The organism is Enterocloster lavalensis (assembly GCF_046603895.1).
Taxonomy (GTDB): Bacteria; Bacillota; Clostridia; order Lachnospirales; family Lachnospiraceae; genus Enterocloster; species Enterocloster lavalensis.
Map to the genome: position 1 here is coordinate 114,879 of NZ_CP176637.1, position 15,781 is coordinate 130,659.

Below are 15,781 nucleotides of genomic sequence, written 5' to 3' on the forward strand. Positions count from 1 at the left end.
CTTTCTATTATTTTATATTCCCGGCATTGAAACGTGAATGGCCCGCGACTCCACAGAGAGGGCCTCACAGGTGGCCCACCACCGCGGACCTCCGCTCTTCCTCGCACACCGGAAGCTCCAATTTCATGTCGTCGAACAGCGACAGCTGGCGGTAGCAGTCCTTGTGCTCAATGTCCCACGCGGCCCGCCGTTCATCTCCCACCAGACAGCTGGTAATATAGTCCTGGTCCAGGCGCACGCCGGGCATCATCTTTCCGGAACAGGTGATAAAGTACACCGCCCGCTTTAAGACCACTCCCATCCCTTTCAAATCCGGGAAGTCCAGCTTTCCCTGCCTCCTGGCGGCCACAATCCGGCGGGCGGACTTGACGCCCATGCCGGGCACCCGCAGCAGGGAGGCGTAGTCGGCCCGGTTCACCTCCACCGGGAACTGTTCCAGGTGGCGGAGGGCCCAGTCGCACTTGGGGTCCAGGAACACGTTGAAATTGGGCTGCCCCTCGGATAGAAGCTCCTCCGCCGAAAACCCGTAAAACCGCAGCAGCCAGTCCGCCTGATACAGCCTGTGTTCCCGAAGAAGAGGCGGCCCGCCCGGAAGAGCAGGCAGGCTGCTGTCAAGGTTGATCGGGACATAGGCGGAAAAGAACACACGCTTCAGCCCATAGCTGCGGTACAGGGCCTGGGTTACCGTCAACATCTGGAAGTCGTTCTCCGGGGTGGCCCCCACAATCATCTGCGTGCTCTGCCCTGCCGGAACAAAATGCCTGCTGCCATACCGCCCTTCCGGAATCCCCAGATGCTTTTCCTCCTCAAAAACAGGCGGAAAACTCCTGCGGTCCCGGGATGCAAGGCCATCAAAGGCTCCTGCGGATGGGGAAGCGGCGGAGCCGGATGAACGGAATGGGGCGGGTTGGCGGGGAGTTTTCACGGAATACATTGCATTCTCCTCCCGCAGAACCCCAGACCCTTCATCCGGCCCGCTGTCCATACTGTCTGCACCTCCTGCTCCGTCCCCCACTCCGGGATTTTGGGCCCGCTCCGAAGGCGACTCCTTGGTGCACACCCCGCCTGCCCGGGACGGGTCCAGCAGCGCAGCGCCGCCGGCAAAACCGGCCCGCCCGGTGTCATAGGCCTTCTTAAAGCCCCTATCCCCCTCCAGATACAGGCTCTGGGCAGCGATTCCCCGCTGGATCTGCCGCATCGGGCGCAGAATCTTGTCCCGCGTCTTCCCGGGCGCCAGGTCCCGCAGGCCCTGGGCGGTGGGCAGCTCCAGGTTCACGCTCATCCGGTCCGCCAGATAGCCCACCCGGGCGATCAGCTCCTGATCCGCCCCCGGTATCCCTTTCACATGGATATATCCGTTGAACCGGCAGGTGGTCCGCAGCTTCAACAGAGTCTCATAGATCAGCTCCATGGTGTGATCGGCGCTGTAGAGAATGCCGGAGCTCAAAAACAGCCCCTCGATGTAATTGCGCCGGTAAAACTCCATGGTCAGCGTACAGACCTCGTCCGGGGTGAACGCGGTGCGGACCGCATCGTTGGAGCAGCGGTTGACACAGTATTTACAGTCGTAGATACACTGGTTGGTGAGCAGAATCTTCAGAAGGGAGATACAGCGGCCGTCGGCCGCAAAGCTGTGGCATATCCCAATGTCCGTGGCGCTGCCCATGCCATCCGCGCGGCCCTTGCGGTCCACCCCGCTGGACGTGCAGGCCACATCGTACTTGGCTGCATCCGTCAAAATCCTCAGTTTCTGTTCGATGCTCAAATTCTCCTGTATCAGCATAGTGGAATCCATCCGTCGTCTTTATTCTTAAGAACATATGTTCTGTTTCTTTATTCTAGCACAGTCTCCATCTAAACGCAAGGGCTTTTTCGAACATTTGTTCTGTTTATTCTGATATTCTGTTTTTATCTGCCTTCCCACTCCTCAGGCTGAAACCGCCCGAAGCACACTCTTAAAACTCCCGTTACCCAAAATCTCCCCGCCGCCCCCATCACTCCCCTCAACTGCAAAAAACGCCTCCCACAGACGGCCCTCTTCGTTCCATCTGCGGGAAGCGCTCCCAAAATCAGTTTTTAACATTTTATATTTCGAAAAACAATCAGCCCTTCACATATCCGTCGGGGTTCATGGACTGCCATCTCCAGGAATCTGCGCACATCTCCTCGATTCCCTTCTCAGCTACCCAGCCCAGCTCGTTCTTCGCCTTAGTGCAGTCCGCGTAGCAGGTGGCGATATCGCCGTCACGGCGGGGTCTCACCTCGTACTTTAAGGTCTTGCCGCAGGCCTTCTCATAGGCGTGCAGCACGTCCAGCACGCTGTAGCCGCAGCCGGTGCCCAGATTATAGATGGAAACGCCTTCCTTGTCCCGCATCATTTTCTCCACCGCCTTCACATGGCCCTTGGCCAGATCCACCACGTGGATGTAGTCGCGCACTCCGGTGCCATCCGGTGTGTCGTAGTCGTCGCCGAACACGCCCAGGCACTCCAGCTTACCCACGGCCACCTGCGCGATGTAGGGTACCAGGTTGTTGGGGATACCCTTGGGGTCCTCGCCGATTTTGCCGCTCTCGTGCGCGCCGATGGGATTAAAATAGCGCAGCAGCATGACGTTCCACTCCGGGTCGGCTGTGTGCAGGTCCGTGAGAATCTGCTCCAGCATTCCCTTGGTACGTCCGTAGGGGTTGGTGATATCTCCCTTGGGGCACTCCTCGGTGATCGGGATAAAGGCCGGATCGCCGTACACCGTGGCGGAGGAGCTGAACACGATGTTCTTCACATTGTGCTTTCTCATCTCATCGCACAGGATCAGCGTGCCGGTGATGTTGTTATGGTAATACTCCAGAGGCTTATGTACGGACTCTCCCACCGCCTTGAGACCGGCAAAATGGATCACGGACTCGATCTTCTCATTGTCAAATACTTCCTGCACCGCTACCTGGTCCAGCAGGTCCGCCTCGTAAAACTTCACCTTTTTTCCGGTGATCTGTTCCACGCGCTCCAGCGCTTCCTCACAGGAATTGTACAGGTTGTCCAGCACGACCACCTCATATCCGGCGTTCAACAGCTCCACGCAGGTATGGCTTCCGATATAACCGGCGCCTCCAGTAACTAAAATTGCCATAACATTGTCCTCCTTATTAGAACCCTGATTCGATTGGTCCGGAAAAAACGGATCCCCATCCGCCTCCTACCGCACATGGCCCCAAACACCATGTCCCCAACATTATAGCAAAAGGCATGCCGGAAAACAATGCACAATTCTTCGCTCTTTCTATAAAATCTTTTCATCCCTTACGGGAGCTCCCTCCATCTCCGGTTGTTCTCCACCAGCTCCTGAAACCTCACCGGACTGTAATTGTTGATCATACAGCCCGCGTTCAGGGCCCGTTCGCGGCTCTTCATAAACTCGTAAGTTTCATTTCTCTGGTTGTGGATGTGCCCATATACATGCCAGGAATTCCTGTAAAATCCGTGCCACTCCGCAATCGGAAAATGGCAGAGGCACACAGGCCCCTGCTCCTCCTTCACAAACATCATTTTATCAACCGACTCAAAACAGGCCATGGCTCCGGTATCCGCCAGCAGCGTCCGGTCGTGGTTGCCGGTCACCAGGTGTTTTCTGCCCTTCAGCCGTTTCAGATACCACACCGGACCTCTGGCGGACCGGTAACAGAAATCTCCCAGGACGTAAACGTCGTCGCCGTCCCCCACCCGGGCGTTCCAGTTTTCTATCAGAACCCGGTCCATTTCCTCCACATCCCCGAAGGGCCGGCCGTCGAATCGGATCACGTTGCAGTGCCCGAAATGGGTGTCCGCAATGTACCAGTTTCGCATGTTTTTTCTCCTTTGCTGTTTTTCTCACCCTCCAGTATACAAAAAAGCGGGCCGGCCGTCCACTGCGCGGAGGATCAACAATGTCGGGCCGCGCCGCTTTAGAGGCCGGGACCGCAAAAGGCATCCCGTTTTCAGGCTGATTTGTCGGATTTCCCCTTGGAAACGGAGCATTTTTGCGCGCTCCGGGTCAAAACCGGCGTCCGCTAGTTTTCATGTTTCTGAAACTCCCCCCTGAGCTTCTCCAACGCCTTCTTCTCAATCCTACTCACATAGGACCGCGAGATGCCAAGCTGCGCCGCGATCTCCCGCTGAGTGTGTTCCTTTCCTCTAAACAGCCCGTATCGCATGCGGATCACGGTTTTCTCCGTGTCCGACAAGCTGGAGTCAAAGGCTTCATAGAGCTCCTTGACATCCTGCTTGAGAATCATGGTGTCAATGGTCTCCTTGTTCTCCATCTCGATGATGTCCACCAGGCTCACGGCCTCGCCGTCCTTGTCTACCCCGATGGGCTCAAAAAGTGAAACCTCCTTGGACAACTTCTTGCTGGCGCGAAAAAGCATGAGAATCTCATTCTCCACGCATTTCGCCGCATAAGTTGCAAGCCGCGAACCCTTATCCACCTTGAAGGTGTTCACCGCTTTGATCAAACCGATGGTTCCCACACTCAACAGATCCTCAATGTCGTAATCCGGACTCTGGTATTTCTTTACTACATGGGCCACCAGGCGCATATTGCGCTCAATCAGCACATCCCGGGCCAGCTGGTCCCCCTCGTTGCAACGCTCCAGATACTCTTTCTCTTCCCTTGCAGATAATGGTTTTGGAAATGTCTTCAAAGAAAGCCGCCTTAACATTCCTTACCTTCATTCTATGCTGCGGCAGCTTCCCTAGTGCTTTTACAAGTTTTTACAGGCTGGTACTATTTTCGCGGGCTCAGAAGGACTTGCCGCGCTATGTCTGTCCCTTTGGGTCATGTCCCGGGGACTGTGAACATCTTTTCGTAGGTATTCGCGTCGAAGCAGTGGTTGTACACCAGGCACTGATAGTCCGATATGAGCTTGCGGTAAGGGCTCTGCTCCCCCGCCACGGCCTCCCAGGTGTAGTAATTCCCCTGCCGGTCGTAGCAGCCAAGAGGATGGATCACAGGCAGCTGTTCCTCCATCTCCAGCATAAACCGGTTGAACGGGGTCATGGAAAGCCCGGCCCGTTTTAAGACCTCGGAGGACAGATAAACCGCTCCCATTGGCCCCTTATCCTCGGATTTCATCTCATAGTTGGTCCAGATCAGAAACGGCGTCTCATACCACATGATCCTCTGGGAATCCGGCACCTGCTCCGAGGGCTGTCCGGCAATCTCGTCGAAAAATCCGTCCTCAACGCTGGGCTGGTGATCCCCGAACATCACAATCATGGTGGGCTCTCCGCTCTGCTCAAAATAGTCGATCAGGTACTCAAGCGCGTCGTCAGAGGCCTTCATCAGGGACAGAAACTGGTCCGTTTTGGGGTATTTCCCCTCCAAATCCCCGGTCAGCCATATTTCCTGATCGAAATTCTCATAGGCGCTCTCATAGCCGCCGTGGTTCTGCATGGTCACGTTGAACAGAAACAGCCGGTCGAAGGGATTTTCCTTGGCCTCCACCAGTTCGATCAGCTTCTCGTAATTGGCCTGATCGCTGACGTAATTTCTCAGCTCCCCGCTGCCCTCAAAATCCTCGATATCCAGGAAAAAATCAAATCCCATATTGCGGTAGCTCTCGTCCCGGTTCCAGTTTTCCCTTGGGTAGGGGTGAACCGCCACCGGCCGGTAGCCCTGGTCCTTCAAAGTGCTGGTTAGGCCGTAGGTGCCCGGATGGATGTAAAACTGGTAGGCGATGCAGTTGGACGGCAGCAGGGCCATGGAATCCCCGGTGAGAAATTCAAATTCCGTATTGCTGGTCATGGAGCCGAACACCGGCACGCACAGGCTCCCACGGACCGTGTTCTCCTCCAGGCTGTTCAAAAACGGAAAATACTCCCGGTTGGTCTCAAAGTCCCCTGCAGTTTTCAAATCCGCCAGACTCTCATTCATGATGCAAATGATGTTGACCGGCGTTATCTCCCCCTCCGTTTTCATGCCCACGTCCCCGTTGGAGGCCAAAAGCTCCTCGTCCTCCCCGATAATCTCCTCATAAATCTGCCGGATCCTGGCCTGGCTGTAACCCTCCGGCTTTTTCTTCACCGCATAGCGGAAGGACACCGCGGTGGAAAGCACGTAACCGTACTCCCGGTAGGTCTCGTTCACGGCCCACATGTTGATGCCAAGGCCCCAGGCAGGGGCCAGATACCCGAAAAACCACAGGCCAAAGCCCACCACAAGGCCCGCAGAGCCTCCGGCGAACAACAACCGCGGTTTCCGCCCCTTCACCCGCAGGGGCAGGGCCCAGGCCAGCAGGTTGATGGCCAAAAGGCCCAGAAAAGCCAGCTTCATGGCCCTGGTGATCACAAAAGAATAGTTGCCGGACACGCTCATGGCGGTCCTAAGGGCAAACACGTCCCAGAACATAATGGGCCGCCCCCGAAAGGCCACCACAAAGGCCTCCGCCAGAGAGATCAGGTACAGGGATACCGATACCAGAGGCACCGCGATCCGGGTGCGGCCGCAGACGGCAAACGCGGCCAAATACAGGACGTAAATCCAGCCGATATTCAGGGCCGCCATATAAGAGGGAACCGCAGCCAAATTGCCCGTCACAAGCTCAAACAGCACATAGCTTGCGCAGGGCACCAACAAAAGGCATGCGGTTCCGATCCGGCGCGCGGCAGTTTTTCCGCGCTTCCATATTTGTTCTCTGTCCAAAGATTTTCCCCTTTTCGTTCAGATGGAATCATCCTAGCACAAAGATTTTTCGACTTCAAGTGACAACTTTCCCCAACGTGTTCATTTCACAAAATGTTCACAGAATTCAGACTGTTCAGGCGCAGCCTCACAATCGGATCTCAAATTTTCCCGTGACAATCCGGCGGTAAAACAGGATGGTGAGCCCGGAGGCGGCGAACCAGCCGAAGGGCCAGGCCATCCAGATTCCCGTGCTCCCAAAGCGCGGCGTCAGCAGGTAGGCGAAGGCGATCCGCAGAATCAGATCCGGTATGGTGGCCAGCACAAAATAGACCATGGCTCCTGAGCCACGGATCACTCCGTCGGTCATCAGCTTGATGGAGATCATAAAATACAGCGGCGATACGATGCGCAGAAATTCCACCCCGGCCCGGATCGCCTCACCGCTGTCCGAGTTGAGAAACAGCCCCATCATACCGCGGCTGAAGAAAAAGTACAGCACAAAAAACGGAACGGTGGCGATAAGGGATAAGCGGACTCCGGTGCGAAATCCCATGGGAAGCCGTTCCCGCTTTCCGGCTCCCAGATTCTGGGCCGTGTAGCTGGACAGGCAGCCCCCCAGGGCCATAAAACAGTTGATGGCAAAGGTGTTCAGCTTGACGGCCCCGGAGTAACCGGCGATCACCGCAGACCCGTAGCGGTTGACGATCTCCTGCACAAACAGGTTGCCCACGCTGAGAACGCTCTGCTGCATAATGCTGGGCACTGCGATGGCCGCGATCCGCCACAGAAGGGAAGCGTCAAAGAGCCTGGGCCTGGAGCCCTGGTGAAACCTGCGCAGGCGCACGGCCAGGGTGGACAAGGCCAGAACCGCGGAAATCCCCTGGGCGATGAAGGTGGCCCAGGCCACGCCTGCCACGCCCATGTGAAACACCGCCACAAACAGGCAGTCCAGAACAATATTCCCAATGGAGGAACCGATCAGGAAATACAGGGGCGTTTTGGAGTCCCCAAGGGCCGTAAAGATACCGGTACAGACGTTGTAAAACAGCAGGAATGAAAGGCCCATCACATAGATGCGCAGGTACAGCGCTCCGTCCGCCAGAATGTCCTCCGGCGTGTGAATCCAGCGCATCATAGGCGTGCAGAAGGCCAGGCCGTAGGCGGTTAAAAGCAGGCTCATCCCCACGCAGGCGATAAAGGCCGTGGTCACCGCGGTGCGCATCCGCCCGTATTCCTTCGCGCCGAACAGCCGGGACACGATCACCGAGGTTCCCAGGTTGCTGCCCACCGCGAAGGCCATGAAAATCACCGTCACCGGGTAGCTGGCCCCCACCGCCGCCAGGGCCGCCTCCCCGGCAAACTTCCCGGCGATCATGCTGTCCGCCAGATTGTAGAGCTGTTGAAAGATTACGCTGACCATCATGGGCAGCAGAAAACGCCACAGTATTTTATCCGGATGTTCCGTCGTCAAGTCCGTTACCATATACTTCCCTCGCAAAATTCATATTTTTCATGCGAAGCCCGGAGAGCTTGCGCCAGGTGTTTTATGTCTCATGTATCTCAAAAAAGGTTCCGACGTGCGGCCATTTTGCCCTGTGGAAGGTTTGGCTCCGATCAGGGAGGCGCGCAGACGGTGGAATAAAATTACAGACATGCTCTAGTATAGCGCGGCCCGGCGGCGGTTTCAACTGTCTTTTGCGTTTGTGGGAAGCATTTTCCGGGAAACAGACGGGAGCTCCGCCCCTGAAAATAGTTGGGCACGCTCCGAACCCCGGCGCGTTTCGCACAAAAACAGGGAAAGCGGTTTTGCTCCGCTTTCCCTGAAACAATGCGTAATTCTTCTGTTAAAACCCAGCCGGTCAATGGTGGAACAGCCGGATCCCCGTGAAGGCCATAACCATGCCGTACTGGTTGCAGGTCTCGATCACCTGGTCGTCGCGCACGGAGCCGCCGGGCTGCGCCACGTACTTCACGCCGCTCTTGTACGCCCGGTCGATGTTGTCGCCAAAGGGGAAGAAGGCGTCGGAGCCAAGGGCCACGTCCGTCATCTGATCCAGCCAGGCCCGCTTCTCCTCCCGGGTGAACACCGGCGGTCTTTCCTTGAAAATGCGCTCCCAGCGGCCGTCCGCCAGCACGTCCATGCAGTCGTCGCCGATGTACACGTCGATGGCGTTGTCCCGGTCCGCACGCTTGATGGTGTCCACAAAGGGCAGATTCAGGACCTGGGGCGCCTGGCGCAAAAACCAGTTGTCCGCCTTGCTGCCCGCCAGACGGGTGCAGTGCACTCTGGACTGCTGGCCCGCGCCGATGCCGATGGCCTGGCCGTCCTTCACGTAGCACACGGAGTTGGACTGGGTGTATTTCAGGGTGATCAGGGAGATCATCAGATCGATCTTTGCGGAATCGGGCAGCTCCCGGTTCTCCGTCACCACGTTGGAGAGCAGCTCCCGGTCGATCTTTAAGTTGTTGCGGCCCTGCTCAAAGATAACGCCGAATACCTGCTTGCGCTCAATCTCCTCAGGCACATAATCCGGGTCGATCTGAATCACGTTATAGTTGCCGTTTTTCTTGGATTTTAAGAGCTCCAGCGCCTCCGGCTCATATCCGGGCGCGATCACGCCGTCGGATACCTCGCGCTTGATCAGCTTCGCGGTGTCCACGTCGCAGACATCGGACAGGGAGATGAAGTCCCCGAAGGAGGACATGCGGTCCGCACCTCTGGCTCTGGCGTAGGCGCAGGCCAGGGGGGACAGCTCTCCCATATCCTCCACCCAGTAGATCTTCCTCAGGGTGTCGCTCAGGGGCAGACCCACGGCGGCTCCGGCCGGTGAGACATGTTTAAAGGAAGTGGCTGCGGGCAGGCCGGTGGCCTCCTTCAGCTCCTTCACCAGCTGCCAGCCGTTGAGGGCGTCCATAAAGTTGATGTAGCCGGGTCTGCCGCAGAGCACGGTAATGGGCAGCTCCATGCCGCCGCGCATGAAGATTCTGGAAGGCTTCTGGTTGGGGTTACAGCCATATTTCAGTTCTAATTCGTTCATGGTCAATTCTCCTCATCTCTTGGCGTGTGTTTTCGATTACTGATTCTTGTTCACGATGCGGGTCTCATAGGTCCCGGAGGCGATATCTATGTAGCGGACAAACAGGGATACCTTGTTCTCCTCGTTCAGGCTGTCCCAGACCATCTCCGTAAACTGGTCGATATCCCCTTCGATGGCCACCGGTTTGGGCTCGCCTTCAAAGCTTGGCAGCGGGCTGCCGTCGTGTTTGTAGGTGTGGATGAACCGTCCCTCCCCGGCCGCCGGTTTCTCATAGGCGAAGGTGAAGCGCAGGCAGGACGAAGGATCGCCGTTGTTGCTCTTTAAAATGGACATGGCGTAGTTGTAGCCGCCGTTCTCAATGTGCATGATTCCGGAGATCCGCGGGGTGTAATTGGGCCCGTCCGGCTCAAACTCCCTGAAGCGCAGAGACTGCTCAAAGGTCATCTGACGGTCCATACCCTCGTAAATGGTGTCGGTCTGATCCCCGTTGGTGACGATGGTCTTGTTGCCAAGCACCCGCACCGGAGCGTAGATGATCAGGCTGGGGTCCGAGAGCTTTTCCGGGTCAAATGCCTGGGTGCGGATGCCCGCTCCGTCCTCCACGAACACGCGGTTTCGGCTGTTTTCGCTGCGCCCCATGATAAAATAGGCGGCCACGGCCTTGCTGCCGTCTGCAGAGCGCCCCAGCACGATTCCCCGCCCCGGGTAAGCGTTTCCTCTCAGCTCGTCTCTCAGTGATAATCGGTTCATTCCTGATTCCTCCTCTTATTTGGTGGCATTGTAAGGTTTTCATCCAGCCATTGCCGGCGGCCGTTGCATCCGGCAAGCGCCGCAGGCTGCGCCGGCGGCCCATTGTTTCCAATAAAATAGCCTGGGTACGCAAAAAACTGCGTGCCCAGGCGGTCGGCTCTTATCCACGGCGCGCTCCCTGTGGTTGACTCCACGATCCGCCAGTCACACGCCTCTGTCCCTATCATATATGCTTTTTTCTAATATTGCAAGTGTTTTTTAGAAGTTTGACTTATTAATTTTCTTAATAGAAAACCCCATTATTAATATTTATTTTTCGATAAAAATATGTTATGATATTGCCAGAACAAAACAAAGGAGTACCCGGCTATGTTGGATTTCCGCATTGAAACATTTTTATGCGTCTGCAAATATATGAACTTTACCAAGGCCTCCGCGGCATTAAACATCACCCAGCCGGCGGTGAGCCAGCACATCCACTACCTGGAGGACGAGTACAGCGCCAAGCTGTTCGAGTACAAGAACCGCAAGCTCTCCCTGACCCCTGCCGGCGAGGAGCTCTACCGCGCGGCCCTGACCATGAAGCACGACGACCGGATTCTGGCAAAGCGCATGAAACTGGCCGGGCAGCCGGTGCGCAAGCTCTCCTTCGGCGCCACCCTGACCGTGGGGGAATTCCTCTTTCCCGCCAAGGTGGCCTCCTATCTGGAAGCCAATCCCAGGACCGATATCCGCATGACCATCCGCAACACCCATGAGCTTTTGGAGATGATCGACAGCGGCGCCATCGATTTCGCAGTCATCGAGGGGTATTTCCCGATGACCGAATACGGCTACCGCACCTACTCCCTGGAGCCCTACGCCGCGGTATACAAAACCGGCTACCAGTTCAAATGCGGCCACACACCGAATTCCATCCGGGATCTCCTCTGCGAACCGCTTTTGATCCGCGAGGAAGGCTCCGGCACCCGGGAGATATTGGAGCGCTATCTGGCCGGAACCAATTTGAGCCTGGATGATTTTGAGCACACCCTGGAGGTGGACAGCATCCATGTGATTAAACAGCTGGCCCTGGCAGGCTGCGGCATCACCTTCCTGTACCAGATCGCCGTCAAGGACGAGCTGCTGGATGGCCGCCTGGAGCTGGCTCTGCTCCCGGGCCTGGATGCCAAACATGAGTTTTCCTTTGTCTGGCGCAAGGACAGTATCTATAAAGACGAATACGACCGGCTGTTCGAGCTGTTCTCCTAGGAGAAAGGCCCGGCCAGCCGGCCGTTTTTTGATTGTACAATACCTGCCGCTACTCGTTGCGGATTGCCGCCAGCGGACTCAGCTTCATGGCGCGCATGGCCGGCATAAAGCCCGCCGCCATACCCACGAAGATGGCGAAGGCCACCGCCGCTAAGGACAGCCACGGCGGAACACGGGACAGATCCCCGGCCATGCCAGTCAGAGCCTGGGCTCCCACAAATTTGTTGATCAGCAGGGAGACGCCGTAGCTTAAGCCGATGCCCAGCACGCCGCCCATAAATCCGATAAAACCGGACTCGATGAGGAACATGTTGCGGATATTTCCCATATCGCAGCCCAGCACCTTCATCACGCCGATCTCCTTGGTCCGCTCGTAGATGGACATCATCATGGTGTTGGCGATGCCGATGGCCGCCACGAACAGGGATACGGCGCCGATGCCGCCCAGCACCGCCTGAACCATGTCGGACTGCTGCTTGGAACTCTCCAGCCAGTCGATCTGGCTCTGGACCTGGAAGCCCATGTCCGCCAGCTCCTTCTGCACCTTGGTCACATTGTCCACGTCGTCCACGTAAACCTGAGCGCTGTTGTAGATGAAATAGTTGTAGGGTTTTCCCTTCTTGTTGGTGGGCTGTCCAGGGATGGTCTTGCCCTTCTTAAACGCCTTTTTCAGCTGGGACTTCATCCCGTCCACATCCATGTAAATGCGGTAGGAGTAATTGTTCCAGTCGTCCAGACCGCCCTCCTGCACGCCGATGCCGTTCATCATGTATTTCTTGGGCGGTTTGGTCCCGGCGCCGTCCTCCGAGGGGTACTGGGACTGGTAATAGCCGTCCATGTCAAAGGTGACGAAAAAGGGCCGGCCCATCAGATCCACGTCCGGCAGCTCCCCGGTGTCCCAGTAGCCCTTGCCGGTCTTGGCGTTGTAGAAATCCTGGATCACCGTGTTGCCGAAAAACAGCCCGGTGTCGCCCTTCTGCGGATACTCCCCCTCCCCAAGCTTGATCTGCTCGAAGTAGGCGGGGCCCACGCCCTGGATGGTCTCGTACTGCGCCTCATAGGCCCCCTGGCGCAGCAGCACATTGATGCTCAACACCGGCGAGGTGCCCGTCACGTGTTCCAGGCGGGAAAATTTCTCGATCACCTCGTCCGTGATATAGTTGGGCTCGCTCTTGCTGCCGCTGGACATTCCGCTGGAACCGCCTCCTATGCTGACCGCGTAGGACTGGCCGTAGGAGTCGCCTGAGCGCACGTCGATGGTGGTCAGGCTGCCCCAGGAGGCGATCTGCTCCATGGTCAGCTCATTTAAGCCGATTCCCAGGGACACCATGACCACGATGGACGCCGTGCCGATGATGACCCCCAGAACCGTCAGCGCCGTCCTGAGCTTGCGCCGCCTTAGATTGTTCACGCTCATGATCAGAAGATCAGGAAATCTCATCGTCTATATCCTCTTCTTCCTTTGCCGCTTTGCGCTTTTTACGGATCCGGATCACCACCACAACCACAACAGCCACCAGCATCACCACGGCCACGCCGATCAGGATTCCATATTTTTGGAACACGGCCTTCACACCCGTGGACTCAGTTTCCACGGCGCCGTCCATGTCCCCCATCATGGATTCGTCCCACATCATGTCCTGGGACTCCTCCATGACCATCAGAGTCAGCTCCTTCTCCACCGGCTCGGCTATGGTGCCGTTCTCGTCCTCATAGGTGATGGTGACCTTGACGGTGCCGTCGTCCATGGTGGGGCTTATGCCGGTTAACATGGTGTCCACGTTTCCGGTCTCACCTGGCTTGATGTTACCCACATAGGTTTCCACCGGCTTGATGGAATCCGCCGTGAAGGTGGCGGTCACGTTGTAGAGAATCACCTTGCCCGTGTTGTTGATTCCGAACATCACGTTGCTCTCGGCCCCGGTGGTGATGTTGTCCGGCATCACGTCGATATTGCTGGTGCTGAGCCTGGCGTACTGCTTCACCGGAATGTCCACCACAATGGACTCCTCGGCGTTCTTGAACTCCGGGCTGTCGTATTTCTCTTTGATGGTGATGGAGTAGGACCTCTGGTCCACTCCCGCCCTGGCGGTGAATACCGCGCGCACCTCCGTGCTCTGGCCCGGTCCCATGTCGTCCACCACCATGGAGGAGGAACCGGACTCCGTGGTGAATACAGCGCTGTCGGAAACCTTCTCGGACTCCAGGTTGAACAGAATGTTGCTGGCGCCCACGTTCTTGGAGGCGTTCTTCATATTTAAGATCAGCTCGAACTCCTCACCCGCGTAAATCTGCTCGGGCACGGTGTGGTAGCTGTCCACGATCAGACGGGCCCTGGTGCGGTCGTTGGCGTCGAAATCGCCCAGATCATCCTCCTTGTCCTTGGACGTGATGTGGACGTAGAAGGTTCCCTCCTCGGTGTGCAGGTCGCCCTCGCTGCTGAGGCGGAAGGTGACGGTGTATTTGATGGGATAATATCCGGTGTAAGAGTCCTTGCGGATGGCCATGCTGTAGGGCACGGCCACCGTCTCCCCGAACGCAATCCGCTCGTACGTGCGGTCGTAGTTGCCGTCGTTGATCTCAAAGGGGAATTTGGTGTCGTCCTCGGACAGCCCCATGCTGATGGTCACGTCCTGGACCGTAGTCTCCCGCTTGTTGCGGAAATTCACGTTAAAGTTCATGACGTTGGGATAGGTTCCCCTGGGCGTGGGCTGATTCTCTCCGATAATGAAATACTTGCCCTCTTTCTTCTCATCCTCCTCGTCGTCCTCCGCGGTGCTGGAGCTGGTGGAAATCCAGACATTCACATAGTCGATATCGTTTCCGCCGTCCCACTCGATCAGGATAGGGATGCTGTAATAGCCCTGCAGCGCATCCCGGCGCACCCGTGCGGAAATGGAGGCGCTCTTCACATTGCCCTTCTTGATATTACCCACGGACTTGGATACAAAGGTGTTCTCCGTGATCTCAAACGGATAATAGTCCACCGTGTAGTCTCCGCTGCCCCGCTCCTCCCACTGCTGGAAGTCGGTGGTCTCGGCCAGGCTCACGCGAACGTTCTCCATGTCCTCGTCGGTGGCCCGGATGCGGAAGGTGACGGTCATGTTCTTACCCACATTACCCTTGGGCGCTTTGGTGGTAAATATGTAGTCGTTATCGCTGGCATTGGTGTTGTAACCCAGCTTGTAGTCTGCCGCAAATGCCGTGGCCGCAGTGCTCACCACCAGAAACAGCGCAAACGCCCACGCGGTCAAAACTTTACACACTTTCATGCTTTCTCTCCCTTTTCTCCTGTTTCTTCCGTGACGGCGTCCCGGCCGCCCTCCTCAATTCCCACGATTTTTCCGTCCACAATGCGGATTCTGCGGTCCGCATAGGAGGCAAGGTTGTTGTCGTGGGTAACCATCACCAGGGTCTGGTTCTGCTCCCGCACGATCTTCTGCATCAATTTCAGCACCTCCATGGTGGTCCTGGAATCCAGGTTTCCCGTGGGCTCGTCGGCAAATATGATCTGCGGATTCACCACCAGGGCCCTGGCGATGCCCACGCGCTGCTGCTGGCCTCCGGACATCTGGTTGGGCATATGCTTTGCCTGATCTCCCACTCCCACCAGCTCCATGAATTTCTGCGCCGTTTTCATCCGCTCCCGCTTGGAAATCCCGCGGAAGGACAGGGGCAGCGCCACGTTCTCGATGGCGTTCATGGTGTTGAGCAGATTGTAGGCCTGGAAAATGAAGCCCACCCGCTGCCTGCGGAAGGTCACCAACTGCTTTTCCGTCAGCTTCTCTATGTGCCTGCCCGCGATCTCGATCTCGCCCTTACTGGGCTTCTCCAGACCGGCCAGCATGTTGAGCAGCGTGGACTTTCCGGAACCGGAGGTTCCCACGATGGCCACGAACTCCCCTTTATAAATCTCAAAATCCACCCCGTTGAGGGCGTAGACCTTGGTCTCTCCCACGCGATAGACCTTATACAACCTAGACACGCGGATTACCGGCTTTCGCCGGGTCTCTTCTTCCATCCGCTTCCCTCGCTTTCATATACATTTGTCCTGTATTTGTCATTTCTTCGTCAAGTATAACACGG

The 15,781-nt window shown here is 56.8% G+C and carries 12 protein-coding genes and 1 riboswitch; of the genes, 1 reads left to right on the forward strand and 11 read right to left on the reverse strand.

Features of this window, described 5'->3' with window-relative positions; all coding sequences use genetic code 11:
- Positions 1 to 64: 64 nt before the first annotated feature.
- From ACK2JC_RS00610 to ACK2JC_RS00645, 8 genes are all read right to left on the reverse strand, one after another.
- Positions 65 to 1,783 (reverse strand): putative DNA modification/repair radical SAM protein, encoded by a 1,719-nt coding sequence (locus tag ACK2JC_RS00610; RefSeq protein WP_320938532.1) that lies wholly within the window; start codon positions 1,781 to 1,783, stop codon positions 65 to 67.
- A 319-nt stretch (positions 1,784 to 2,102) separates the two neighbouring features.
- The gene (gene galE, locus ACK2JC_RS00615) at positions 2,103 to 3,125 is read right to left on the reverse strand and encodes a UDP-glucose 4-epimerase GalE (RefSeq protein WP_092360470.1); all 1,023 of its coding nucleotides are present in this window, start codon (positions 3,123 to 3,125) and stop codon (positions 2,103 to 2,105) included.
- 170 nt (positions 3,126 to 3,295) lie between these two features.
- A complete protein-coding gene (locus ACK2JC_RS00620) occupies positions 3,296 to 3,838 on the reverse strand; it encodes a metallophosphoesterase family protein (protein ID WP_118756623.1) in 543 nt (180 codons plus the stop codon).
- A gap of 203 nt (positions 3,839 to 4,041) precedes the next feature.
- Positions 4,042 to 4,674 (reverse strand): RNA polymerase sporulation sigma factor SigK, encoded by a 633-nt coding sequence (gene sigK / locus ACK2JC_RS00625; RefSeq protein WP_092360468.1) that lies wholly within the window; start codon positions 4,672 to 4,674, stop codon positions 4,042 to 4,044.
- A gap of 134 nt (positions 4,675 to 4,808) precedes the next feature.
- Complete coding sequence (locus tag ACK2JC_RS00630; protein WP_331681332.1) at positions 4,809 to 6,674, reverse strand: sulfatase-like hydrolase/transferase; 1,866 nt, start codon at positions 6,672 to 6,674, stop codon at positions 4,809 to 4,811.
- A gap of 127 nt (positions 6,675 to 6,801) precedes the next feature.
- Positions 6,802 to 8,139 carry an MATE family efflux transporter gene (locus ACK2JC_RS00635; RefSeq protein WP_320938530.1) on the reverse strand — a complete coding sequence of 446 codons (1,338 nt, stop codon included), beginning with the start codon at positions 8,137 to 8,139 and terminating at the stop codon, positions 6,802 to 6,804.
- 376 nt (positions 8,140 to 8,515) lie between these two features.
- Positions 8,516 to 9,694, reverse strand: a complete 1,179-nt coding sequence (locus ACK2JC_RS00640; RefSeq protein ID WP_320938529.1) for a phosphoribosylaminoimidazolecarboxamide formyltransferase — start codon at positions 9,692 to 9,694, stop codon at positions 8,516 to 8,518.
- 36 nt (positions 9,695 to 9,730) lie between these two features.
- Positions 9,731 to 10,444, reverse strand: a complete 714-nt coding sequence (locus ACK2JC_RS00645) for an IMP cyclohydrolase (RefSeq protein WP_320938528.1) — start codon at positions 10,442 to 10,444, stop codon at positions 9,731 to 9,733.
- Positions 10,445 to 10,580: 136 nt separating this feature from the next.
- Positions 10,581 to 10,662: riboswitch (ZMP/ZTP riboswitch) on the reverse strand.
- Positions 10,663 to 10,813: 151 nt separating this feature from the next.
- Between ACK2JC_RS00645 and ACK2JC_RS00650 the strand changes: the two genes are divergently transcribed.
- Positions 10,814 to 11,695 carry a LysR family transcriptional regulator gene (locus tag ACK2JC_RS00650; protein WP_092360463.1) on the forward strand — a complete coding sequence of 294 codons (882 nt, stop codon included), beginning with the start codon at positions 10,814 to 10,816 and terminating at the stop codon, positions 11,693 to 11,695.
- A 49-nt stretch (positions 11,696 to 11,744) separates the two neighbouring features.
- Here the strand turns inward: ACK2JC_RS00650 and ACK2JC_RS00655 are convergent, their stop codons facing one another.
- Genes ACK2JC_RS00655 through ACK2JC_RS00665 form a run of 3 tightly spaced genes read right to left on the reverse strand, consistent with a single transcriptional unit; the run spans position 11,745 to position 15,716 of the window.
- On the reverse strand, positions 11,745 to 13,136 hold the full coding sequence (locus tag ACK2JC_RS00655) for an ABC transporter permease (protein WP_092360462.1): 1,392 nt from the start codon (positions 13,134 to 13,136) through the stop codon (positions 11,745 to 11,747).
- Entirely contained in the window at positions 13,123 to 14,967 is a 1,845-nt protein-coding gene (locus tag ACK2JC_RS00660; protein WP_320938527.1) for a CARDB domain-containing protein, read from the reverse strand. The genes ACK2JC_RS00655 and ACK2JC_RS00660 overlap by 14 nt, the downstream gene beginning before the upstream one ends.
- On the reverse strand, positions 14,964 to 15,716 hold the full coding sequence (locus ACK2JC_RS00665) for an ABC transporter ATP-binding protein (RefSeq protein WP_092360460.1): 753 nt from the start codon (positions 15,714 to 15,716) through the stop codon (positions 14,964 to 14,966). Before ACK2JC_RS00665 ends, ACK2JC_RS00660 begins: the two co-directional genes overlap by 4 nt.
- Positions 15,717 to 15,781: the final 65 nt, after the last annotated feature.

What these genes read in the sequence shown, in the direction of transcription:
- ACK2JC_RS00610 (WP_320938532.1), bottom strand. Translation starts at nt 1,783, where the DNA reads ATGCTGATACAGGAGAATTTGAGCATCGAACAGAAACTGAGGATTTTG.
- galE (WP_092360470.1), bottom strand. Translation starts at nt 3,125, where the DNA reads ATGGCAATTTTAGTTACTGGAGGCGCCGGTTATATCGGAAGCCATACC.
- ACK2JC_RS00620 (WP_118756623.1), bottom strand. Translation starts at nt 3,838, where the DNA reads ATGCGAAACTGGTACATTGCGGACACCCATTTCGGGCACTGCAACGTG.
- ACK2JC_RS00635 (WP_320938530.1), bottom strand. Translation starts at nt 8,139, where the DNA reads ATGGTAACGGACTTGACGACGGAACATCCGGATAAAATACTGTGGCGT.
- ACK2JC_RS00640 (WP_320938529.1), bottom strand. Translation starts at nt 9,694, where the DNA reads ATGAACGAATTAGAACTGAAATATGGCTGTAACCCCAACCAGAAGCCT.
- ACK2JC_RS00645 (WP_320938528.1), bottom strand. Translation starts at nt 10,444, where the DNA reads ATGAACCGATTATCACTGAGAGACGAGCTGAGAGGAAACGCTTACCCG.
- ACK2JC_RS00650 (WP_092360463.1), top strand. Translation starts at nt 10,814, where the DNA reads ATGTTGGATTTCCGCATTGAAACATTTTTATGCGTCTGCAAATATATG.
- ACK2JC_RS00655 (WP_092360462.1), bottom strand. Translation starts at nt 13,136, where the DNA reads ATGAGATTTCCTGATCTTCTGATCATGAGCGTGAACAATCTAAGGCGG.
- ACK2JC_RS00660 (WP_320938527.1), bottom strand. Translation starts at nt 14,967, where the DNA reads ATGAAAGTGTGTAAAGTTTTGACCGCGTGGGCGTTTGCGCTGTTTCTG.
- ACK2JC_RS00665 (WP_092360460.1), bottom strand. Translation starts at nt 15,716, where the DNA reads ATGGAAGAAGAGACCCGGCGAAAGCCGGTAATCCGCGTGTCTAGGTTG.